This window comes from Psychrobacter pacificensis (assembly GCF_018336615.1).
In the GTDB taxonomy this organism is placed as follows: domain Bacteria; phylum Pseudomonadota; class Gammaproteobacteria; order Pseudomonadales; family Moraxellaceae; genus Psychrobacter; species Psychrobacter pacificensis.
In genome coordinates this window covers 2,915,369-2,936,835 of record NZ_CP048752.1, presented here as the reverse complement: position 1 = coordinate 2,936,835, position 21,467 = coordinate 2,915,369, and the positions used below count along the sequence as shown (strand labels likewise).

The following is a 21,467-nucleotide window of genomic DNA, read 5'->3' as shown; positions in this document are numbered from 1 at the left end:
GAAGTAGTATGTATGGCAGACATTATATTTGTATCTAAAGTCGACTTCTGGATCGCGTTGATTTTATGGGTCGGTAGTTTATCACTTATCCTCATTCCATTATGGGAATGGCGCTGGGGCAAAAGTAATTCACGTATGCGAAACATACTGCTAATGATTATCCTACTGCCTTTTGCAGCACTGATGCTTATGCCTTTTTTTGGTACTAAATACACCCTAACCGATAGCCAGCTATATGTGGATAGTGGTCTGTCTACTCAAACCATTGAACTGGCAGATATCACATATATTACGCCAACTCGAAGCATGACGTCTGCACCAGCACTATCATTGGATAGACTTAAAATAGAATATCGAAACAAAGAAATATTGATATCGCCAAAAGACAAGCCGCGCTTTTATCAAGAGATACAAGCACGTAATCCCAAAATAGTGATAGAGAAAAAATATAATTTCTAGACTACTTACTCAACCGTTTCTTTAACACATGATCAAACACAAATGGACCAAAGGGCAAAAATGAACCAAGCACACCAGCAGGGAGCGCCCACAGCGGCATTTTGATTTTATGTGCCGTGATAAAGAGCACCACAATATAGGCGATGAACAACACTCCATGCACAGGCCCGACGTAGCCCACCATTTCAGGCATATTCAGCATATATTTGAGTGGCATGGCGATACCTAGCAGCAGCAAAAAAGACGTGCCTTCCAAATAACCCATAATGGTCAATTTTTTTAACGCAAATGCTTGCGCTTTGGTGAGAGTGGGCTTGGATGATGGCTGAGCTTGCGGCACAGTATGGTCCTTTGCTGATGAGTCAATATATAAATTAAGCGCTCGCGCTAACCACGTGGATGGTGCGCGGTATGTAGCTGCTGCAATCTTGCTGTCGCCACATGGGTATAGATTTGCGTCGTGGACAAGTCACTGTGTCCAAGCAATAGCTGTACGCTGCGCAAGTCGGCGCCATGATTGAGCAAATGAGTGGCAAAGGCATGGCGCAGCGTATGCGGTGAGAGTTCTTTGTCGATACTGGCTACTTTGGCGTAACGCTTGATAAGATACCAAAAGTTTTGCCGCGTCATATAGCCGCCTTGCGCGGTCAGAAATACCGCTTGGCAGTTACCAGATTTTAGATGGGCAATCAGATCGCTGCGCCCATGAGACAGATAATCTTCCAGTGCGTCCGCTGCGTATTCACCGAGTGGCACCAGTCGGGTTTTATTGCCTTTACCTGTGATTTGTAGCCAGCCTGCGTTTAGGTTCACTTGCTCAAGTGACAGATTAATCAGCTCACTGACGCGCAAACCGCAGGCATAGAGCACTTCTAGCATCGCTTTGTCACGCAGTCCAAGCGCCGTACTGGTATCAGGTGCGGCAAGGAGATTATCGACATCAGCCTCGGCCAAATCCTTTGGCAACGGACGTCCAAGCTTTGGGCTTTTGATACGCTCGCAGGGATTGTCTTCGCGCAGATTGCTCGCTATCATCCATAAATAGAACTGACGCAGACTTGAGAGCATACGCGCTTGGGTGCGTGGGGTTTTACCATCTTGGGCAAGCAGTGAAAGGCAGTGCAGCACATCATCAGGCTGCCAGCGGGTCAGGGCGAGTGGGTTGGTCAACTCACAAGAACGCAAGTCGCGCACATAAGCATTACGGGTACGCGTCGCCAAACCACGTGCTAGCATGGCTTGACGAAACTCCGTCATATAAGACGGCTCATCATCGACTGCCAGCGCTTTGGGTTGCCTTTGCTGTACGGCGCGGTCACGACTCATAGGATGCTCGGATATAGGTCAGATATAAGTTAACCACTTTTTTTCTTCACCACATAGCGATAGAGCGTGGCGCTTGCTGGCGTGGTGTCATCGCCATCAACAGTGATTTCATCAGGGTCAGTATCTAGGCTGATATTTTCTGCCAATGTTTCTTGAGTCATCAGCTCATGACCCAGATGACGACAGAAATTTGGAATGTCGCGGGTGGTAGCAGGGTCAGTGGCCAGTATCTCAATCACCTCACCGCTATCTGCTTTTCGGATGACTCGGTGCAGCATCATCACAGGCTCAGGACAGATCAGCCCCTGCGTGTCTAGGTGATGGTCGATGGTCGTATCTGGTATAGAAGTAGTCATAGTCATTATCGTAAAACTAAGTAGGTAGGTTAAAGAATGGATCGTTTGTTTAATCGCTTACTGAGGTGTACTGTCTAGATCGTCTACGGCTGCTGCCTCTTTGTCAGTGTTTGCCACGTCTAAGAAGTTAAAAAAGCGCTTAAAACTGACTTTGAATAAAAATGCCACACCCACCCAGCAGGATAATCCCAGCCATGCTGTATCAGCAAATAATAAGCCGCCAAGCAAAATGATGGACGATACGCCAATACTCATGGCAATCATCGAGGGTTGGTTTAAGCGATAACGATAAACCACAAAAGCATCATAAAGCGTAATGGGGATGGTCAACGCAACCAATGCGTAGGGCAGATTGTAAAACAGTTGATAAAGCAGCTGACTGTCATGAAAGGCCTTGATACTAGCGATGGTACCAAAGACCACAAAAGCAAAAATGGCCGCATAAATCAGATAAATCGCCAGCTGGTTGGCTCGCTGTGCGCCCTTGATACGAGCGATAGCAAGCGGGGCAAAACCATGTTGCGACTTAGTATGCAAGTCTTGGTCTAGGGCAGTGGTCATAGTAATCAGTCATTTATCTGTGAATAGGTACGATGTAGCAAAATGGTGCGACAGAAATAACAGTGTCTTCTACCTATCTTGCCTAATTAGTCTGCTTTGACCGCGTCGATAGCCAAGCTGCTATTTGGATCGGCAAAATACGTCGACATCAAAATACACGCAGAGATATCATCAATCGGGTCGCGCTCGTTTTGGATCCAGCCGTTGTCCCATGCGATTTCTCTTGCTTCGATAGAGGTTAAACGCTCATCACATAATGATACGGTCACTGGCAGATGCTGCTCCATAATTCTATGAGCCAGACGCCGCGCAAATTTATGTGCGCGTTTTGAGAGCATGGAGCTGCTACCATCCATATTAAGTGGCAGGCCGACCACCACCTGTGCCACGCCCCAGACTTTGATAATACCGATGAGGTTGTCCCAGTCGGGCTGACCATTATTCATCGCCAAGATGTCAAAAGCGCGTGCGGTTTGGGTCAAGCTATTACCGAGTGCCATGCCCATTTTCTTGACACCATAATCTAGCGCCAAAATAAGATGCGGTTTGATCTTTGGTTCAATGGCATCAATCTCAATGTCACTCATATTGCCACTAACCTTGCCATTAGTGTCAATGTCATCATCAATGGTATCTTCATCATTTGCTATAAAAGGGCTATCTACCATATTAAAGGCTATCCTTTTTTATCTGTATTCATAGAGCATGTGCTATTAAGCATGTCCGATGTCACTGCTAAGATAGTCAAAGTTGACGCCGATTTTGTCAGCGGCGATTTGCCAGCGCTCTTCGAACGGCGTATCAAACAATAAAGTCAGATCGGCAGGGCAGACGAGCCAATCACCATTACCCAGTTCTTGGTCTAACTGTTTTTTGCCCCAGCTGGCATGACCCAAGCACAGTTGATAGTGACCGACGCCTTGACCTGCCGCGATACGCTTTAGAATATCTTGGCTGGTGGTGATGCAGACATTCTCTGAAATCGCAAAAGAGGACGCCCATTCAGGCTGACCTGTATGCAGCACAAAGCCGACCTCAGGATACATAGGGCCACCTTCTAAAGCCACATCTTCCATCACTTGCGGATTGGTCACTTCAATATCTAAATCTTCTAGAAGCTTGCCCACTCGTGCTTGCTCTAATGGGCGATTGACCATCAGACCTAGCGCACCATGCTTATCATGGCGGCAGATATAGATGAGCGCCTGCTCAAACCTTGGGTCTGACAGCTCTGGCGCCGCAATTAAGAAGTGGTGAGTCAAATTGGTTTTAGACATAGAAACAAACGCAACCGAATAATAAGGGTGAAAGACCACTATATGGTGATAACCAATAGAAAAGCAAGATTCGCGCCAATTGCTATTGATAGCCACAAAGATTTAACAAGTACTTTTTTGATGAATCGTGCTGGATGATTTAACGACAATTAATGTGTCATTTGACATCAGACAGCAAGCTACGAGCATGATCACGAGTCACATCGGTGATCGTAACGCCACCAGACATACGCGCCAGCTCATCTACCTGCGCGCTGCCTGTCAGTATTATCAGCTCACTTTCGGTCTGTTCTTGATGGTGCTTTTGTACCAAGATATGTTGGTGCGCTTGCGCCGCGACTTGTGCTTGGTGAGTGATCGCGAGCAATTGCTGCGTTTGCCCAAGCGCGCGTAGTAGCTCGCCGACCACCTGCGCCGTACCGCCGCTGATACCGACATCGACTTCATCGAATACGAGCATGGGTTTGGCAGCTTTGTTATCAGCGTTGGTTGCTTGCAAGACTTGCATGACCAGCGCCATTCGTGACAGCTCACCACCTGAGGCGATTTTATGCAGTGGCTGCATGGGCATACCGACATTGGCACTGAACAATAAATCAATATCGTAGCAGCCATGTGCATTGTACTGGCTAGGCTCTGTCTTTTTGGTAAAAACGAACTCGCAGCGCGCATTGGGTAAGGCAAGCGGTTGTAGTTGTTCTATAAGCTGTTTACTAATGGTTGGTGCCGCTTTTGTACGCTCTTGATTTAGCTGTGTGGCCAGTGCTAGATAATCCTGCCAAGCTTGCTCAATTTGCGCGGCCATCGCATCACTGCTCGGCTCGTTTTCTAACTGCTCTAATTGCTTTTGCCAAGCTTTTGCTTCATCAATCAAATCGCTCGCTGGCAAGTTGTACTTACGTGATAAGCGATGACTTAAACTGATGAGATTGTCTAATGCTTGTAAGCGTTCAGGGTCAGGTAGTTGCTGCTCGGCATAATCTGACAGTAGCGCCGTCACCTCGGTGATTTGTTGCTGCGCCAAATGCAGCTGCTCAGAGGCTTGCTCAAAGGTTTGGCTGACACCAACTTGATGATCGCAAAGTTTGATTACTTGCCCGAGCAAGGTCATTACATCTGGCTCATCGGTATCGTTGTCGAGCAGATGCAAGCCATGGCTGGCCTCTTGCATTAAGGCCTCAATATTAGAGAGCTCCTCGTGCTCAGATTCAACTTCTGCATAGTCCACAGCCAATAGAGGGGTGATGTCTGCCAGTTGGCTTTGTAAAAGTTGAATACGGTCTTGACGCTGAGCCTCGCGACTTGCAATATCATCAGCGCGACGCTTTAGCTGCTGATACTGCTGATAGCTACTGGCTGTCTGACGCGTGAGTGGCGTTATTTGTGCCATCTCATCGAGCCAATTCACCACAAACTGCGGCTTGAGTAAGGCTTGCTGAGCATGTTGGCTATGAATATTGACCAGTAATGCGCCCAAGCTTTTTAGCTCAGCCAAACTGGCAGGCGAACCATTCAACCATGCTTTTGAGCGACCAGTATTGCTCAGCTGCCGCCGAATAAGTACTTCAGGCTCGTCTAGCGCCCGATCATTCTTGGCAAACCATTCGGCAATGACGCTGTTGTTGTGTACATCAAACTGAGCATAAATGTCTGCGTTGTCTGCGCCATGTCTGACCATCGCGATGTCTGCGCGTGCACCTACACACAAGGATAGTGCATCCAGCAATAACGACTTGCCAGCCCCTGTTTCACCAGTGATGACATTGAAGCCTTCAGCGACACTCAGCTCATGCTGAGCGATCAACGCAAACTGATGTAAAGTTAATGATACTAGCATCAACGCCTCTCATGACAGACAATGAACTTCATATAAATCTTAAGAAGCCATCTATAAAATAAGATAAATAAAGCAATGAATTTATCTATTTAACGACACTAAATAGATAAATATTGTAGGCAAACAGTATGGTGCTAAATGTGCTCAAATACAAACATTAAGGGAGTGTATAATCGAATTTGTGATTGGAAGATTACCACAAAATTATCAAAAACTGGCAATGAGTAATCGCTGTAATATCAATCATTAAGAGGGTTGATTATAGCAAAATTATGTCTATATACTAAGCGCGATTTCGGACAAAATTCATAAAAATAGACTCAGTATAATGATGTGTTAATGGCATAAAAGCAGATAAATAAGCCCATTTGAGCCCAGCATCAAATAGTATTTTCCTAGTCGCTTTAACAAACTTTATAGAGATAATGTGGTAGCATAATCTCACATAATGATAAACTCTTCTTGTTATATTGATGACATACGGTGCATGATAACGAGTCATGATTTTGTAAAATTACAGGCGTATAGTGAGAAGAGTATGCCAATCAGTCATTATTCCAAAGCGTTTTCATAGAACCTGTGGCTACTCTTAGCACGCAGATATCTAGTAGAGAAGGATACCGCACTCAGTGCAGAGAGGTGTGTTGATGACGCGGCTCTAGCGGTAACCAGTTACTTATTTTTTAGTTTTACCATAATTATTTGATAAGGAAGCCACTATGACAGCGGCGCAATTTACTAACGTAACAGTTAATGCCCAAGCGACAGTATCTTATGATGGTCGCTGTTCCAGCCATACCATTATGTTTGAAGACGGTCGTCACAAAACCTTGGGTGTGATCTTACCTTGTGATAACTTGGTTGAGCATTATCACTTTAGCACCAATACATCCGAGCGTATCGAAATCACCGGCGGCGAGTGTGAAGTGAAAATTAATGGTGATGACGAGTTTAGCTACTACCGTGCTGGTCAATCGTTTGTTGTCGAAGGCAATAGCGGTTTCAATCTACGTACCGAAGAAATCGTCCAGTATGTCTGCCATTTAGAAGGTTGATATTATCAACAATGCGATTAAGTTAATATTGGCTGCAATTAAGCTAGTATCATCAGTGAACAGCTAACGCCATCAAATATTAATGACCAAACAATAAACAATATCAGATTGGTATTGTTTATTTCTGTTTTTAGTGCTGACTTAATCGCTCCCTCATTGCCAACGAGTTGCAGTGCTCAATGCCAATGACATTCTTCTTATTCCATCGCTTAGCGCGATATCCACCTAATACTTAATAGGCCTGTTATGGCAAAACCCATTTACTTTTACGGCATTCATGCCATTGATGCGTTACTTAAACACCGCCCTTTGGATGGTCTTAGCTTGTTTGTGCAACAGGGACGCGAGAGTGACAGCCATGTACAAGCCATTATGGCTGAGGCGGAAGCTAATGGTATCAGTATCCAGCCGACCCAAAAAGATAAGCTGACACAGCTATGTGGTAGCCCGCAGCATCAAGGCGTGGTACTCAATGCTCGTCCGCTAGGTTTTGCTGATGAAGGTCTGCTTGATACCATTATTGGTCGCGAACAGTGCTTATTGTTAGTGCTAGATCAAATCACAGACGCACATAACTTTGGCGCTTGCTTGCGCACAGCCGTAGCAATGGGTGTGGACGCCGTGGTTTGTCCGAAGCACCATGCAGCAAGCCTGACGCCCACAGTCGCTAAAGTATCGGTTGGGGCCGCAGAGATGATGCCGATTATTAGTGTCACCAATTTGGCACGTACACTTTCGCACATCAAAAACGCAGGAGTATTTGTGTTTGGTACGGCGCTCAATGCCGATGCGAAGCCTATCCATGCCGCTGATCTGACTGGCAAAACAGCCATCATTATGGGGTCAGAAGGAGAGGGGATGCGCCGCCTGACAATGGAGAGCTGCGATGAGCTGGTTTATATTCCGATGTCAGGAAACGAGCATGGCAACCTACAAAGCTTAAACGTAAGCGTCGCTACTGGTATGGCACTGTATGAGGTTAATCGCCAGCGAACTTTAGCTGCTGGGCAAGCGTAAGGTACTCTTGGTGTAGGGGTTCTAGCTGTAAGTATAGAGAGGCAAGGTCGCTCTCGTTAAGTATGATATCGTCTGCATGACGATTGCGCTCTTCACGACTGAGCTGGTTGGTCATAATGGCTTTGATTTTTTGAATACTTTGATCATCACGCTGACTGGCACGCGCAAGCTGCGTGTCTTCGGTGGCATCCATTACAAGGATACGTTGGCATAAATTGGCAAGACCTGCTTCTGCTCCCTCAATGAGTAGGGGTGCGGACAATACCACATAAGCTGAGGTACTAGACTCTAATTGTGCTTTGGCTGTCTCACGTATCGCTGGATGCGTGATCGCCTCAAGCTCAATAAGCGCTTCAGGGTTTGCAAATACGTGCGTGCGTACAGCGGCCCTATCCATTGATCCGTCATCATTTAATACCCAATCACCGAATCTTTTTTGGATTTTGCGCAGAGTATCGCTGCCTTTAGTAACGATCTCATGAGCGATCACATCGGCATCGATAATATCGATCCCTTGCTCAGAAAACCAAGCACTAGCAGCGGATTTGCCACTACCGATCCCGCCTGTTAAACCAACGACGAGCGTCTTGTTTTTTGTCTGTAGATTCTGTGGTTGACGCGAATAAGATTGTGCGGCTTTATTTGACATAATGATGGCTTATTTGACAGAGGTAGTAAAAGCAGTGACTAATGAAGAAATTGCTTATCAATAATCGTGACTGTAGATTAGGGGAAAATTTTACTATCAAGACTCAGTAAGTATACATACCAAGATACCAGCTGACGATATCTGAGCCGTATAATAAAGCAACAATGCCTGCGACAGCAATGTAAGGACCAAAGGCAAAAGGCCTGCTCTCACCTTGTTTTTTCATCAAGATTATTCCGACGATCGACCCAAGCAAGGATGATAATAAAATAATTAATGGCAACATCATGGGCCCGAGCCAAGCACCTAATACTGCTAGTAATTTAAAATCACCTTGTCCCATCCCATGTTTCTTAGTGATTAAGTAGAATACTTTAACGACGATCCAGAGTGATAAAAATCCGAAGAGTAAACCCCATATCGACTGCGTTGGTGAGACAAACCAGCCTTGTGAGTTGACGGCCAATCCTAGACCTGCTAGTGGAAAAGTCAGGCGATCGGGTAGTAGCTGCGTATCAAAATCAATACCGGTTAGAGCCACTAGTGTCCACACTAAAACGAGCGCTGACAATCCAGTTGCATTGACACCGAATTTGTAGATCACGAGCACCGATAGTAAAGCGGTTACTAACTCAACTACAGGATACCGCAAACCAATCGCAGCTTTGCAGTTTGAGCAGCGCCCTTTTAGTGCCAGCCAGCTGATTAAGGGTATGTTTTCATACCATCTGATCTTATGAGCGCAATGGGGGCAGCGTGAGGCAGGTCGACTCAAAGTAATGGGTTGGTCAGTAGCCACGACATTCGCTATAGGTAACGTATGCTCGCGTGGCATATCTGCCTGTTCGATCATAAATTGGCTACATTCTTGTCGCCAACCGTAAATCATCATAAGTGGGATACGATGAATCACAACATTTAAAAAACTACCAACACAAAGACCTAACAAACCAAATACGACCAAGGCTAGAGCTATATTTTCTTGTAGTAACTGTATGAATTGCATTAAACCATTATCCTACGACTGAGCCCATTTGGAAGATTGGTAAGTACATCGCAATGACCAGACCACCAACTAATACACCCAGTACAGCCATGATCATAGGTTCCATTAAGCTGGTCAAACCATCAACGGCATTGTCGACTTCGTTTTCGTAGTAGACAGCGACTTTATCGAGCATTTCTTCCAAGCTACCAGACTCTTCGCCGATACCCACCATTTGAATAACGAGACTTGGGAATAAATTGGTTGAACGTATGGAGAACTGTAGTTGCTGACCAGTAGAAACGTCATTTTTGACCTGTTGAGTGGCATTATAAAACACGACATTGTTGGTCGCACCAGCAGTAGAATCTAGCGCATCAATGAGAGGTACACCAGCGGCAAAAGTGGTAGATAGGGTACGAGCAAAGCGCGCAATAATTGCTTGATAAGCAATATTGCCAAAAATTGGTGCTTTTAATACCGCACGGTCTAAAAAGTCACGGAATTTTTTAGAGCGTTTTTTTGCTTCTGAAAATCCGATAATAGCCCCACCGATAAAAATAATTAAAATAAACCACCATGCTTTCATCCACTCAGACATACCCACTACCATTTGAGTAAAAGCAGGTAGCTCTGCGCCAAATGACTCAAATAGGTCTGAAAATACAGGCACGACTTTTATTAATAGAATCATAGTAACGATAATGGCAACTACGATGACAGCAATCGGATATTTTATTGCTTTCTTAATCTTTGCTTTTAGTAATTCGCTTTTTTCTTTGTAAGTCGCTACACGCTCAAGCATGGTCTCTAGCGCACCCGATTGTTCACCAGATTCGACGAGTGAGCAGAATAGATCATCAAAGTAACGAGGGTGTTTACGTAGGGCGGAAGCAAAGGTGCCACCTGCTTCGATATCAGCTTTGATTTGTAGCACCAAGTCTTTCATACTCGGATTATCAAGCGAATCTGCTACAATTTCAAAAGATTGAGTCAGCGGGACACCTGCTTTCATCATCGTTGCCAATTGTCGCGCAAAAATCGCAATATCAATGGCTTTAATTGGTTTTTTGAAGGTGTAGAGCGGTTTTGGTTTCTTCTTGATACCTTTAACCGTGATCCCTTGCTTGCGTAAAGTAGCTTTGGCTAACTCTAAGCTACGACTAGTGGTTTCGCCTTTCACCTTTTGCCCGCGCCGGTTTACGCCATCATAGACAAAGTCCAACAGCATGTCAGTCTTAGCTTTTGCCATATTACTACCCTCGAGATTGTCTAATATAGATATTGCAAACATAAAGCAGAATACCAGACAAAATTGTTGGCTGGTATACTTTATTTTAGCGCAAAAAACCAGTGCCTATCTGTTTTATTTTTAAGTATATCTATTAGATAGTATTTCTACGTTAGGAGCCTTTAGAAAGAAAAATACTAGAAGATTAGGGCGTTTTGAACATTCGACCATGGCACTGACAGCGACAATTTTTTAGGCGATTCGATGTTAAAAATAATAAGTTTAGTCATTCTAAGCGCTTATTTTTAACGATGAAGCGGCAAAAAAGAGTCCTGTCCCCTGCTTTTTATCGTTGGGGCTGATGCTAAAATTGCCCCATACTGCGTTACAAATCTCGCTAAGGCATCTGCATTATCGTCGCTTTGTGCCTTCTCTGGAACAATTTTAGCGATCAGCAGTGCCTATTTGCGAATGTTCAACACGCCCTAATAGTTGCATATACGACTTAATGCTTATGCTACTTATTCAGAAGTAACGCGCATCATTTCTTGAATACTAGTGACACCTTGCAGAACTTTTAAAACCCCAGAACGGCGTAGATCTCGAAAACCATTTTTGAGCGCCGCATCTTTGATATCTATGGCATTGCCGTCTTCCATAATGATACGTGAGATGTCGGGGCTGACCTTCATCACCTCATAAATACCTACACGGCCTTTATAACCTTCACGGCACTCATTGCAGCCCACTGGCTCATAAATCACGTTGTCTGGATTATCCAAATCTGCATCAGTAAAACCAATCTCTAGCAAACTTTGACGAGGGATATTGATCGGTTTTTTACAGTTCTTACACAGTCGCCGCGCCAAACGTTGCGCAATGACTAAGTTGACTGACGTTGCAATGTTAAAAGACGCCACTCCCATATTACGCAAACGCGTTAATGTCTCAGGTGCTGAATTGGTATGTAGGGTGGAGAGTACCATATGCCCTGTTTGTGCCGCTTTAATAGCGATCTCGGCAGTTTCCAAGTCACGAATCTCACCAACCATGACAATATCAGGATCTTGACGCAAAAAAGACTTGAGCGCATTAGCAAAGGTTAGGCCGACCTTAGCGTTGACATTGACCTGATTGATACCTTCAAGGTTAATCTCCACAGGGTCTTCGGCGGTTGAAATATTGGTGGCACCAGTGTTTAAGATATTGATACCTGTGTAAAGAGAGACTGTCTTACCAGAACCAGTAGGGCCAGTAATCAGTAGCATACCTTGTGGTTTGTGCAGCGCTTCTAAAAACATCTCCTGCTGATCAGGTTCATACCCTAGCGCATCAATACCAAGCATGGCTGATGAAGGATCTAGGATACGCAAAACGATTTTTTCACCGAATAAGGTTGGTAATGAGTTTACCCGGAAATCGATGGCTTTGGTCTTAGAGATTTTGAGCTTGATACGACCATCTTGTGGTATTCTGCGCTCTGAGATATCCATCTGTGACATGACTTTTAGACGAGCCGCAATTTTACCAGCGAGCTGGACTGGCGGACTGGCTATTTTTTGCATCACGCCATCAACACGAAAACGTACTCGGAAAGATTTTTCGTAAGGCTCAAAGTGCAAATCAGAGGCACCCATGCGAATAGCATCGACCAACATTTTATTGACGAATTTTACAACAGGTGCTTCATCGACCCCATCATTAAGTTTGGTTGTCCCTTCGTCCTGATCGTCATCACCATCTTCAAAACCAACATTTAAGTCACTGTCAGAGAAGCTGTCAAAGCTCTGCATCGTATCAGCGTAAACGCTTTCGATACGCTTTTTTAGCTTGTTTTCTTCAACAACAATCGTTTCGATAGACAAGCGAGAATTAAAGGCAATAGCATCAATAGCATCAACACGAGTTGGATCACTAAGCGCTACAAATAAGCGTTGGCCGCGCTTGAATAATGGCAATGCATTAAACTTACGGACGATTTTTTCATCGACTAAGTCCTTTGGAATGACATCAGTGCTGAGCGCATCGAGATCGAACAAGGGATCGCCAAAGGCTTGTGATAACATTTGAGCAAGGTGATAAGAATCAGCCAGTTTATTGTCTACAAGGTACGGCACCAATCCGATTTTCTGCTCCTGCGACTCAATCTGTGCCGTTTTCATATTTGCTTCGCTAACGACACCATCACTGATGAGCTGCTGCGCTAGACCACCATATTTACTGGTTGTAATAGACATTATGACCTCTCCTTGATAAAGGGTTTGCACACCGCTTTAGAATACAGACTACTATATATGCTTTAATATATTTGCGGTAATGGATGCGTATTTTGATTCAGCAAGTTATTTCTACTTCTTTCGTAATAACTTAGAGAGCATTTAGGGCGTGTTGAACATTCGACCATGGCACTGACAGCGACTATTTTTTAGGCGATTCGATGTTAAAAATAATAAGTTTAGTCATTCTAAGCGCTTATTTTTAACGATGAAGCGGCAAAAAAGAGTCCTGTCCCCTGCTTTTATCGTTGGGGCTGATGCTAAAATTGCCCCATACTGCGTTACAAATCTCGCTAAGGCATCTGCATTATCGTCGCTTTGTGCCTTGTCTGGAACAATTTTAGCGATCAGCAGTGCCTATTTGCGAATGTTCAACACGCCCTAATAATTTTTAATTTCTGTTAGACACAATATACGACTTTACTTTATTTTAGTTTAAAGGCTTTCTACAAATGATTAAACAATCAATACGTCAAAATCTCTGTTTTTAGTTGTCATTTTTGAACATAGGTATTGAAAAGCACCGCTGCTTCTGGCAGCACACTACTATAGCACTTACGAATTATTTGTTATACTGGCGCGCATATGAGCCGAATTGGCGCGAATACATGAGACAAGGTAAATAAGTATGCAAGCTTGGGTGATCGGTAATTGGAAGCAGAATCCGGCAACTAGCCATGATGTTGATGCGCTGTTAAGTGACCTGCTGACTAAGGTTGATGCTAAAAATCAAGCTAAAATGCCAACCTCTAATAGTCAATGCAAATTGATGGTAGCACCAAGCAGTATTCATTTGGCCGCAGTCAGTGCACGCTTAGCAAATACTCCAATAATCAGCGCCGCTCAAGACGTGAGCGCTCATAGTGCAAGCACAGGCGCTTACACCGGAGACTGCTCAGCACAGCAAGTCGCAGATACAGGAGCTACTTGGACGATACTTGGTCACTCTGAGCGTCGCCAGTATCATAAAGAATCTCATGACTGTCTAATAAATAAAATGTATCATGCGTTTTCTCAAAATCTTGGTGTGGTGTTCTGTATCGGCGAAACGCAAGAACAGTATGATAATGGTCAAACACTTGACGTTATCAATGAACAACTCTCAGTGATCAAAGATTTACTGGCGCAGCAGCCAGATATTACAGCTTCTTTGTCCGAGAGATTGATTATTGCGTACGAGCCTGTCTGGGCGATTGGTACAGGTAAAGTACCGACTGTGACAGAGGTCAGTAAGACTCATCAACATATCAAGCAAACCGTTGCAGGCTTTGCTGACATAGCAGGTGCGATTACCGTACTGTATGGCGGTAGCGTTAATGCTGATAATGCTGATAGCTTTGCTTCTAACTCTATGATTGATGGCGCATTGGTTGGCGGTGCCTCATTGAAAGCAGATAGCTTCTTAGCGATCGCTGATGCTTTTAGTCAAGCGAATGCTTAATCAAATAAATAACGCTCAGATATCAGTATCATAGCTGATAGACAGTATGGTTTTACCAGTTGGTAAAAGTAGGTTTAACAGTACCCTTGCATTCGTGTACAATGCGCCTTATTTATATAATCGATTTGGTATCATGAGATGCTAGTCATTATTTTTATTAACCTTACGTTTTATTTTCCGTTATCAGTCGTCATTACGCGGCAAAAGAGGCCACCATGTTTACGTTTATATTAGCCCTGCATATTATCGTGGCCATTGCCATGATCGGCTTGATTTTGATACAGCATGGTAAAGGGGCAGATGCTGGGGCTTCTTTTGGTGCCGGCTCATCAGGTACTGTATTTGGTGCAGCGGGAACTGCCAACTTTTTGACGCGTGCGACTGCAGTACTAACGGTCATATTCTTTATTACCAGTATGACGCTGGCGGTGCATGCGCGTAAGCAGGCCGAAGACCAGTTTCGTCTAGACGCGCCAGTGTCAGCACCGCAAACGCCGCGTCCATTGACACAAAATCCTGAATAAGTGGCTTTTGAGTAGTCAGTGCTTGCTATTTTGGTAGGTTACATTTACAATGCTTTTCTATTTTCGCAAGTCCTTATCTATTAATGCCTACCTTACGCATTATATATAGTAGATAGGAAGTTAGAAAACAGAGTAGTAAAATGCGATTGTGGTGGAATTGGTAGACACGCCATCTTGAGGGGGTGGTGGCGCAAGCCGTGGGGGTTCAAGTCCCCCCAATCGCACCAAGTTTTATAGACGTAGCATAGCGTCAGGTTGGATTTTTAGTAGTAATCACTTGATTTATAATTATTTTAAATAAAGTGTTGACACTTCTACATTATCTCACTATAATATGCGTTCTAGATTGATGCGGGGTGGAGCAGTCTGGTAGCTCGTCGGGCTCATAACCCGAAGGTCGTTGGTTCAAATCCAGCCCCCGCTACCACTTTTTATACTGATGTTTTGTACACTAAATTTGTCAGTACCGATTAACCCACCATAATGTTTGTGGGTTTTTTTGTATCTGAAGGTCAGTGTTATCGCGGTATCTATCCTACTTATGTTAAGCTCTAGGTCTATAGAGTACGATATTACTCGTCACTGGTCATCATCGGCCGCCACTGGCACGATGCTCCTTAAGCAACACTATCTTTTATTCCTCACGCTTTTATCGATAGTAGTGCTTTATAACTAATAAAAGCATTGTTTGGCTGAGCTTGATGTTTTTTAGGCTCGCCCCTATATAAACGCACAATACCTGTTATATGTTTGTGGTTTACCATTATATAATGACCGTAACTCTTACTATATATAAGTACGAAAAGAGCAAAGCTTTGATACGGTTTACTGAGTACGATAGATAAGCGAATAGGAAAATACAAAGAGATTATGAAGCTTTCGACTAAAGTTGCAGAACTGACTAATATTATTGCCCCTGCTGTGGCCGCTTGCGATGTGTCGCTATGGGGTATAGAATTTGCGCCACAAGGCCGTCGCTCTTTATTGCGTATTTATATTGAGGCATTGCCAGAAGACCAAGCCCAAGATAAGCACGTTACTATCGAAGACTGTGCCGCAGTGAACCATCAAGTAAGCGGTATCCTCGAAGTTCATGATCCTATCGCTGGTAAATATATTTTAGAAGTGTCTTCACCTGGTTTTGACCGTGCATTTTTCTCAGATGAGCAAATGCATGCCTATGTGGGTCAAACAGTAAGCTTACGTTTGATTCAAGCTATCGGCACAGGTGATCAAAAACGTCGTAAAGCAACAGGTACATTAGATAGTATCGATGATAAAGTTTTAAAACTGACGTCAAGCGATGGTGAGCAGTTTGAGATTGCATTAAGTAATATTGATAAAGCCAACTTAGTTTACGAAGATGCCTAACGACATATTATTAGGCAGCTGCTCATAGATCAGCAGTGTCATCTTCAAATAGCTTATGTGGCTTATAGTAACTATATAATAGCAACACCCAAATTATAAAATTTAAGTCAATTAAAAAATGATAGGACAGGTATAGCATGAGTCGTGAAATCTTAACGGTAGTAGAAACTGTCAGTAATGAAAAGGGCTTAAATCCTGAAGACATCTTTGAAGCCATAGAAGACGCTTTGGTGGTATCGACCAAGAAAAAAGTATATACCGAGCAGCCAGAAGTGGCTGTGCGAGTAGCTATTGACCGTGCAACTGGCGATTATGACACTTATCGTTATTGGACCGTGGTTGCAGATGAAGACCATGAAATGCCTGCTTGTCAGCTTGCTATCACAGATCTTGATCAAAAAGAATGGTCAATTGGTGATATCAAAGAAGAGCAAATCGAATCGATTGAATTTGGTCGTATTGCAGCCACTCAAGCAAAGCAGGTCATCATCCAAAAAATCCGTGAAGCTGAGCGTGCACTTGTGGCAGACGCTTTTGAGCCGCGTGTTGGTGAAATGATGTATGGCGAAGTCAAGAAACAGACACGTGATGGCTATATCATCGACTTAGGCGACAATGCTGAAGGCTACTTGTCACGCGATCAAATGTTGCCACGTGAGCAGCTACGTCCAAAATCACGTATCAACGCCATCTTATATCATGTAAACCGTGAAAACCGCGGTGCACAGCTATTGTTATCTCGCACGCATCCTGAAATGCTATCAGCATTGATGCAAAAAGAAGTACCTGAGATTGCAGAACAAATTATCGAAATCCGTAACGTCGCTCGCCTGCCTGGTACTCGTGCTAAAATAGCCGTGAAGACCAACGATCATCGTATCGATCCTGTTGGGGCTTGTATTGGTATGCGTGGCACACGTATCCAAGCAGTACAGCAAGAGCTAGATGGTGAGCGTATCGATGTCGTAGTATGGTCAGATGATCCAGCTCAGTTCATCATCAGCTCTTTAGAACCAGCTGATGTCAGCAGCATCATCTTAGATGAAGACACTCAAACAGCAGATATTATCTTTAGCACCAACGATCAACTGGCACGCGCGATTGGCTCACAAGGCCAAAACGTACGCTTGGCCTCTGAGTTGACTGGCTATAAGCTGAATATGATGCTCGAAGAAGAGTACAAACAGCGTCAAGAAAACGAATCAAAAGCATTTATTGAATTATTTTATGATCGCCTAGAAGTTGATCAAGATCTAGCGCAGGCGCTGGTTGATATTGGTTTTACCAGTATCGAAGAAGTGGCCTATGTGCCAGTCGATACCTTCTATGACATTGAAGGGTTAGACGATGAAGCAATCGACATGATTCAAGAACGTGCTAAAGACGTCGTCATTGCTGATGAGCTGGTCAAACAACAGAACATGAAAGAGCCAAGTCAAGAGCTTCAAGAGCTTGAAGGTATGACAGTCAGCTGGGCCTATAAAATGGCACAAAAAGATATTATTACCGTGGATGATTTAGCAGAACAAGCCGTCTTCGATCTAGAAGATATCGAAGGATTAGACTCCGAAACTGCAGGAAAACTCATCATGAAAGCTCGGGAATCTTGGTTCGATGAATAAGCGGTAACTGCATATCGCTGTCTTTTGGTGATATGCTATTGAGAATAAAGTGCTGGTGTCTACATACTGTAAATACTGGCCTTAACCCAATCATTTGTAGCCAACAACTGAATTGAACATATAGCAAATAATAGACAGTAGGTGATAATAAATGGCAGATAAGACCGTCAAAGAACTGGCAGAAATGGTAGGCAAAACTACAAGTGCTGTAAAGCAGCAATTAGTAGATGCTGGCCTGCCTGCTCGCGCAGAGGATGACCTAGTCACCGAGTTTGAGCAAGAGAAGTTGGTGACGTATTTAAAACAAAGTCATGGTCAAAACGAAAAGCGTCGTATTAGTCTCAAATCTAAGACAACGAGTACCGCTCGTGTGACTGGCTCTTCGGGTAAATCTAAGAGCGTTAATGTTGAAGTACGCAAAAAGAAAGTATTTGAGAAGCCGGATCCAAAGAAAATAGCTGAAGAATTAGCCGCGCGAGAGCAGGCTCTCATTGAATCTCAAGAGCGTGCTGCTAAAGAAGCAGAAGAACGTGCTGCGACCAAGAAAAAAGCAGAAGAGCGCCAAGCAGCAACTTTAGCTGCAATGCGTGCAAGCTTAGGCTCTAGCAAAAAATCAGACGACAAAAACGATGATATTTCCACCTCAGTTGTCGTTAAAAAAGGCGGTAAAGCGAGCAAAGCCACCGTTGAAGTCAAGCCTAAAGAGCAGCCGAAGAAAAAGGTTACTGCTACTAAACCTAAAGTTGAGACAGCTGCTGAGCGTAAAGCTCGCGAAACTCGTGAGAAAGAAGAAGCGCGTCTACGTGAAATCGAATTAGAAACTCGCCGTACTCAAGCAGAAGAAGCGCAAAAGCGTACGCTTGAGCAAATGCGTAAAATGGCTGGTAAATATACCGATCGTGAGCCTGTTGCCGAAGTGCGTAAAGATGAACCATTGGCTGAAGGCCTGGTCGGTGATGCATTAGAAGAGTCATTTGAAAAAGAACGTCGCGAAATCAAACGCGGTGCAAACAGCACGGGTGCTCGTGGTCGTCGTCGTAAGAATCAAGATGAGCGTGAAATCAAAAACCGTAAAAACGGTTTGCGTTCAACACAAGCATCACAACATAAGTTTGAAAAACCTGTCGAAAAAATCGTCTATGATGTTGAGATTAGTGAGCACATCACTGTTGCAGATCTTGCACAGCGTATGGCAGTCAAGGCTCGTGAAGTCATTAAATTATTGATGAAAATGGGTGAAATCGCTCGCGAATCAGATACCATCGATCAAGCGACAGCAAGTCTGATCGTTGAAGAGATGGGTCACAACCCTGTCCTTGTCAGTGATACCAAGGTCGAAGACGATCTACAAGATGCCGTTGATGAGCGCAGCAGTAACGTGCAAACCCGTCCACCTGTCGTCACTATCATGGGTCACGTTGACCATGGTAAGACCTCATTGCTTGATAAGATTCGCGAGACCAAAGTAGCGACTGGCGAAGCAGGTGGTATTACTCAGCATATCGGTGCTTATCACGTAGAAACCGATCGTGGTGTTATCACTTTCCTTGATACTCCAGGTCACGCGGCGTTTAGCGCAATGCGCTCACGCGGTGCTCAGGCAACTGATATTGTTGTACTTGTCGTCGCAGCTGATGATGGCATGATGCCACAAACGGCAGAAGCGATTGATCATGCACGTGCTGCTGGTACGCCAATCATTGTTGCTATTAATAAAATGGATAAGCCAAGTGCTGATCCTGACCGTGTTCTCAATGAATTGACTACCAAAGAAGTCGTCACAGAAGAATGGGGTGGCGACACACCAATGGCACGTATTTCAGCCAAGACAGGCGAAGGTATCGACGACTTACTAGAGTTTATTAGCTTGCAAGCTGAGTTAATGGAGTTAGAGGCGCCACTAGACGGTGCTGCACAAGGTGTGGTTATTGAATCAAGACTCGAAAAAGGTCGTGGCCCTGTGGTTAGTGTTCTAGTTAAGAAAGGCACGTTGAAACAAGGCGACTTGGTTCTAGCTGGTGAGCACTATGGTAAAGTACGTGCACTAACTGACGAGAATGGTCAACGTGTTAAATCAGCTGGCCCTTCTATTCCTGTAGAGATTTTAGGTCTGCCTGAAACACCTGCGGCTGGTAGTGAATTCTTAGTAGTAACGGACGAGAAAAAAGCGCGCGAAGTTGCGGCCTTTAGAACTAACCGTGAGCGTGAGCGCCAACTTGAGCGTCAAAATGCCATGCGTTTAGAAAGCATGTTCGATCAGATGGGTCAAGGCGATGTGTCATTCTTGAACATTGTATTGAAGACAGACGTACGTGGTTCACTTGAAGCACTACTAGCTGCCCTAAATGAATTGTCTACTGATGAAGTAAAAGTCAGAGTTATCAGTTCAGGTGTTGGTCCTATCTCTGAGTCTGACGTAACACTTGCAGAATCTAGCGAAGCGGTATTGTTAGGCTTTAACGTCCGTGCAGATGCCACCGCACGCCGTAAAGCAGATACAGCTAACATGGATATTCGTTACTATAGTGTCATCTATGGTTTGATTGATGATGTGAAATCTGCAATGAGTGGTATGCTTGCTCCTGAACATCGTGAGAAAATCTTGGGTGTTGCAGAAGTTCGTGAAGTATTCCGCTCTAGTAAGTTTGGTGCGGCTGCTGGTTGTATGGTGGTTGAAGGTACAATCTATCGCAACAAACCTATCCGCGTATTGCGTGATGACCAAGTCATCTTTACTAGTCAATTGCAATCATTACGTCGTTATAAAGAAGACGTCAATGAAGTACGTACTGGTATGGAATGTGGTCTGGCCGTTCGTGGCTATGATGTCGAAGCTGGCGATAAGATCGAAGTCTTTGAAATTCAAGAGTTCGCCCGTACTATCTAAAGCCGCTGTTCGATAACAGAGTATGTAGCAATGCAATATGCCAAATGTGCTGAGCATGCTAGATACTCTGTCGATATTCAGCTGTACTTAGGCCTATCAGGTACACCCTGCTAGGCCTTTTTTAGCAAATATCATTACTACATTTTTTAGCAAACAGTTCTATATATTAATAACAATAGACCCATTAAAGTAAGGTAACAACATGAACCAACGTTTACAACGCTTATCCGATCAGATCCAGCGTGAGCTTGCTGTTCTTATTCGTGATGAAGTCAATGATCCTCGTCTGACAGGTTTTGTCACAATCTCCAGTGTCAAAGTGAGCCCAGATTTAGGCTATGCAGATATCTATGTCACTATCATGGAGCCTGAGCTCAATGATGCCATGACTAAGACCAATCACGTAGAAAGCGTCAAAGTACTGAATAAAGCAGCAGGGTTTTTGCGTACTGAGCTGAGCCATAGCCTAAAAACACGTACTACGCCGCGCCTACGCTTTCACTATGATGAAGTGACTGCTCGTGGTAACTACATGATGGACTTGATTAATAAAGCCGTCAACAAAACTGAGCAAAACGAGAATGACGAGTAAG

The 21,467-nt window shown here is 44.2% G+C and carries 20 protein-coding genes and 2 tRNA genes; 11 read left to right on the top strand and 11 right to left on the bottom strand.

From position 1 onward, the window contains the following. Positions 1-12 precede the first annotated feature (12 nt). Complete coding sequence (locus GYK50_RS12460) at positions 13-459, top strand: PH domain-containing protein (RefSeq protein ID WP_093069671.1); 447 nt, start codon at positions 13-15, stop codon at positions 457-459. Position 460: 1 nt separating this feature from the next. Here the strand turns inward: GYK50_RS12460 and GYK50_RS12455 are convergent, their stop codons facing one another. From GYK50_RS12455 to recN, 7 genes are all read right to left on the bottom strand, one after another. Then, positions 461-799 (bottom strand): DUF3817 domain-containing protein, encoded by a 339-nt coding sequence (locus GYK50_RS12455; RefSeq protein WP_093069674.1) that lies wholly within the window; start codon positions 797-799, stop codon positions 461-463. A gap of 47 nt (positions 800-846) precedes the next feature. After that, complete coding sequence (xerD, locus tag GYK50_RS12450; RefSeq protein WP_093069677.1) at positions 847-1,785, bottom strand: site-specific tyrosine recombinase XerD; 939 nt, start codon at positions 1,783-1,785, stop codon at positions 847-849. 29 nt (positions 1,786-1,814) lie between these two features. After that, positions 1,815-2,141 (bottom strand): sulfurtransferase TusA, encoded by a 327-nt coding sequence (tusA, locus tag GYK50_RS12445; RefSeq protein WP_093069679.1) that lies wholly within the window; start codon positions 2,139-2,141, stop codon positions 1,815-1,817. A gap of 57 nt (positions 2,142-2,198) precedes the next feature. Next, complete coding sequence (locus GYK50_RS12440; RefSeq protein WP_093069682.1) at positions 2,199-2,702, bottom strand: hypothetical protein; 504 nt, start codon at positions 2,700-2,702, stop codon at positions 2,199-2,201. 86 nt (positions 2,703-2,788) lie between these two features. Further along, positions 2,789-3,370 (bottom strand): Holliday junction resolvase RuvX, encoded by a 582-nt coding sequence (gene ruvX, locus GYK50_RS12435; RefSeq protein ID WP_379542904.1) that lies wholly within the window; start codon positions 3,368-3,370, stop codon positions 2,789-2,791. A gap of 45 nt (positions 3,371-3,415) precedes the next feature. Beyond that, positions 3,416-3,979, bottom strand: coding sequence for a YqgE/AlgH family protein (locus GYK50_RS12430; protein WP_093069684.1), 564 nt, complete (start codon positions 3,977-3,979; stop codon positions 3,416-3,418). A gap of 157 nt (positions 3,980-4,136) precedes the next feature. Next, positions 4,137-5,816 carry a DNA repair protein RecN gene (gene recN, locus GYK50_RS12425; RefSeq protein WP_212564040.1) on the bottom strand — a complete coding sequence of 560 codons (1,680 nt, stop codon included), beginning with the start codon at positions 5,814-5,816 and terminating at the stop codon, positions 4,137-4,139. 719 nt (positions 5,817-6,535) lie between these two features. Here recN and ppnP point away from each other — a divergent pair. Together ppnP and rlmB are read left to right on the top strand one after the other, a co-directional pair. Next, positions 6,536-6,871 (top strand): pyrimidine/purine nucleoside phosphorylase, encoded by a 336-nt coding sequence (gene ppnP / locus GYK50_RS12420; protein WP_058023616.1) that lies wholly within the window; start codon positions 6,536-6,538, stop codon positions 6,869-6,871. 246 nt (positions 6,872-7,117) lie between these two features. After that, a complete protein-coding gene (gene rlmB, locus GYK50_RS12415; RefSeq protein WP_093069689.1) occupies positions 7,118-7,888 on the top strand; it encodes a 23S rRNA (guanosine(2251)-2'-O)-methyltransferase RlmB in 771 nt (256 codons plus the stop codon). Here the strand turns inward: rlmB and coaE are convergent. The 4 genes from coaE to pilB form a co-directional block, all read right to left on the bottom strand. After that, the gene (gene coaE, locus GYK50_RS12410) at positions 7,851-8,537 is read right to left on the bottom strand and encodes a dephospho-CoA kinase (protein WP_212564039.1); all 687 of its coding nucleotides are present in this window, start codon (positions 8,535-8,537) and stop codon (positions 7,851-7,853) included. The two genes, rlmB and coaE, sit on opposite strands and share 38 nt — an antisense overlap. 103 nt (positions 8,538-8,640) lie before the next feature. Beyond that, positions 8,641-9,543, bottom strand: a complete 903-nt coding sequence (locus GYK50_RS12405) for a prepilin peptidase (RefSeq protein ID WP_093069694.1) — start codon at positions 9,541-9,543, stop codon at positions 8,641-8,643. A 7-nt stretch (positions 9,544-9,550) separates the two neighbouring features. Continuing rightward, positions 9,551-10,774, bottom strand: coding sequence for a type II secretion system F family protein (locus tag GYK50_RS12400; protein ID WP_093069696.1), 1,224 nt, complete (start codon positions 10,772-10,774; stop codon positions 9,551-9,553). 500 nt (positions 10,775-11,274) lie between these two features. Beyond that, complete coding sequence (gene pilB, locus GYK50_RS12395; protein ID WP_093069698.1) at positions 11,275-12,990, bottom strand: type IV-A pilus assembly ATPase PilB; 1,716 nt, start codon at positions 12,988-12,990, stop codon at positions 11,275-11,277. A gap of 667 nt (positions 12,991-13,657) precedes the next feature. Here pilB and tpiA point away from each other — a divergent pair. The 8 genes from tpiA (at position 13,658) to GYK50_RS12355 (ending at position 21,466) form a co-directional block, all read left to right on the top strand. After that, complete coding sequence (gene tpiA / locus GYK50_RS12390; protein WP_093069701.1) at positions 13,658-14,470, top strand: triose-phosphate isomerase; 813 nt, start codon at positions 13,658-13,660, stop codon at positions 14,468-14,470. Positions 14,471-14,685: 215 nt separating this feature from the next. Beyond that, a complete protein-coding gene (secG, locus tag GYK50_RS12385) occupies positions 14,686-14,994 on the top strand; it encodes a preprotein translocase subunit SecG (RefSeq protein ID WP_021814138.1) in 309 nt (102 codons plus the stop codon). Positions 14,995-15,136: 142 nt separating this feature from the next. Further along, positions 15,137-15,221, top strand: a tRNA-Leu gene (locus GYK50_RS12380). 123 nt (positions 15,222-15,344) lie between these two features. Then, a tRNA-Met gene (locus tag GYK50_RS12375) sits at positions 15,345-15,421 on the top strand. Positions 15,422-15,864: 443 nt separating this feature from the next. Beyond that, positions 15,865-16,365, top strand: coding sequence for a ribosome maturation factor RimP (gene rimP / locus GYK50_RS12370; protein WP_212564038.1), 501 nt, complete (start codon positions 15,865-15,867; stop codon positions 16,363-16,365). A gap of 137 nt (positions 16,366-16,502) precedes the next feature. Then, the gene (gene nusA, locus GYK50_RS12365; protein WP_186475309.1) at positions 16,503-17,987 is read left to right on the top strand and encodes a transcription termination factor NusA; all 1,485 of its coding nucleotides are present in this window, start codon (positions 16,503-16,505) and stop codon (positions 17,985-17,987) included. A 151-nt stretch (positions 17,988-18,138) separates the two neighbouring features. Beyond that, positions 18,139-20,874 carry a translation initiation factor IF-2 gene (gene infB, locus GYK50_RS12360; RefSeq protein ID WP_212564037.1) on the top strand — a complete coding sequence of 912 codons (2,736 nt, stop codon included), beginning with the start codon at positions 18,139-18,141 and terminating at the stop codon, positions 20,872-20,874. Between the two features lie 202 nt (positions 20,875-21,076). Then, the gene (locus tag GYK50_RS12355) at positions 21,077-21,466 is read left to right on the top strand and encodes a ribosome-binding factor A (RefSeq protein WP_093069711.1); all 390 of its coding nucleotides are present in this window, start codon (positions 21,077-21,079) and stop codon (positions 21,464-21,466) included. Position 21,467 lies beyond the last annotated feature (1 nt).

Bases quoted from the DNA above. Each gene is read 5' to 3' on its own strand.
- GYK50_RS12460 (WP_093069671.1), top strand. From the start codon at position 13: ATGGCAGACATTATATTTGTATCTAAAGTCGACTTCTGGATCGCGTTG.
- xerD (WP_093069677.1), bottom strand. From the start codon at position 1,785: ATGAGTCGTGACCGCGCCGTACAGCAAAGGCAACCCAAAGCGCTGGCA.
- tusA (WP_093069679.1), bottom strand. From the start codon at position 2,141: ATGACTACTTCTATACCAGATACGACCATCGACCATCACCTAGACACG.
- GYK50_RS12440 (WP_093069682.1), bottom strand. From the start codon at position 2,702: ATGACCACTGCCCTAGACCAAGACTTGCATACTAAGTCGCAACATGGT.
- ruvX (WP_379542904.1), bottom strand. From the start codon at position 3,370: ATGGTAGATAGCCCTTTTATAGCAAATGATGAAGATACCATTGATGAT.
- GYK50_RS12430 (WP_093069684.1), bottom strand. From the start codon at position 3,979: ATGTCTAAAACCAATTTGACTCACCACTTCTTAATTGCGGCGCCAGAG.
- recN (WP_212564040.1), bottom strand. From the start codon at position 5,816: ATGCTAGTATCATTAACTTTACATCAGTTTGCGTTGATCGCTCAGCAT.
- ppnP (WP_058023616.1), top strand. From the start codon at position 6,536: ATGACAGCGGCGCAATTTACTAACGTAACAGTTAATGCCCAAGCGACA.
- rlmB (WP_093069689.1), top strand. From the start codon at position 7,118: ATGGCAAAACCCATTTACTTTTACGGCATTCATGCCATTGATGCGTTA.
- coaE (WP_212564039.1), bottom strand. From the start codon at position 8,537: ATGTCAAATAAAGCCGCACAATCTTATTCGCGTCAACCACAGAATCTA.
- GYK50_RS12405 (WP_093069694.1), bottom strand. From the start codon at position 9,543: ATGCAATTCATACAGTTACTACAAGAAAATATAGCTCTAGCCTTGGTC.
- GYK50_RS12400 (WP_093069696.1), bottom strand. From the start codon at position 10,774: ATGGCAAAAGCTAAGACTGACATGCTGTTGGACTTTGTCTATGATGGC.
- pilB (WP_093069698.1), bottom strand. From the start codon at position 12,990: ATGTCTATTACAACCAGTAAATATGGTGGTCTAGCGCAGCAGCTCATC.
- tpiA (WP_093069701.1), top strand. From the start codon at position 13,658: ATGCAAGCTTGGGTGATCGGTAATTGGAAGCAGAATCCGGCAACTAGC.
- secG (WP_021814138.1), top strand. From the start codon at position 14,686: ATGTTTACGTTTATATTAGCCCTGCATATTATCGTGGCCATTGCCATG.
- rimP (WP_212564038.1), top strand. From the start codon at position 15,865: ATGAAGCTTTCGACTAAAGTTGCAGAACTGACTAATATTATTGCCCCT.
- nusA (WP_186475309.1), top strand. From the start codon at position 16,503: ATGAGTCGTGAAATCTTAACGGTAGTAGAAACTGTCAGTAATGAAAAG.
- infB (WP_212564037.1), top strand. From the start codon at position 18,139: ATGGCAGATAAGACCGTCAAAGAACTGGCAGAAATGGTAGGCAAAACT.
- GYK50_RS12355 (WP_093069711.1), top strand. From the start codon at position 21,077: ATGAACCAACGTTTACAACGCTTATCCGATCAGATCCAGCGTGAGCTT.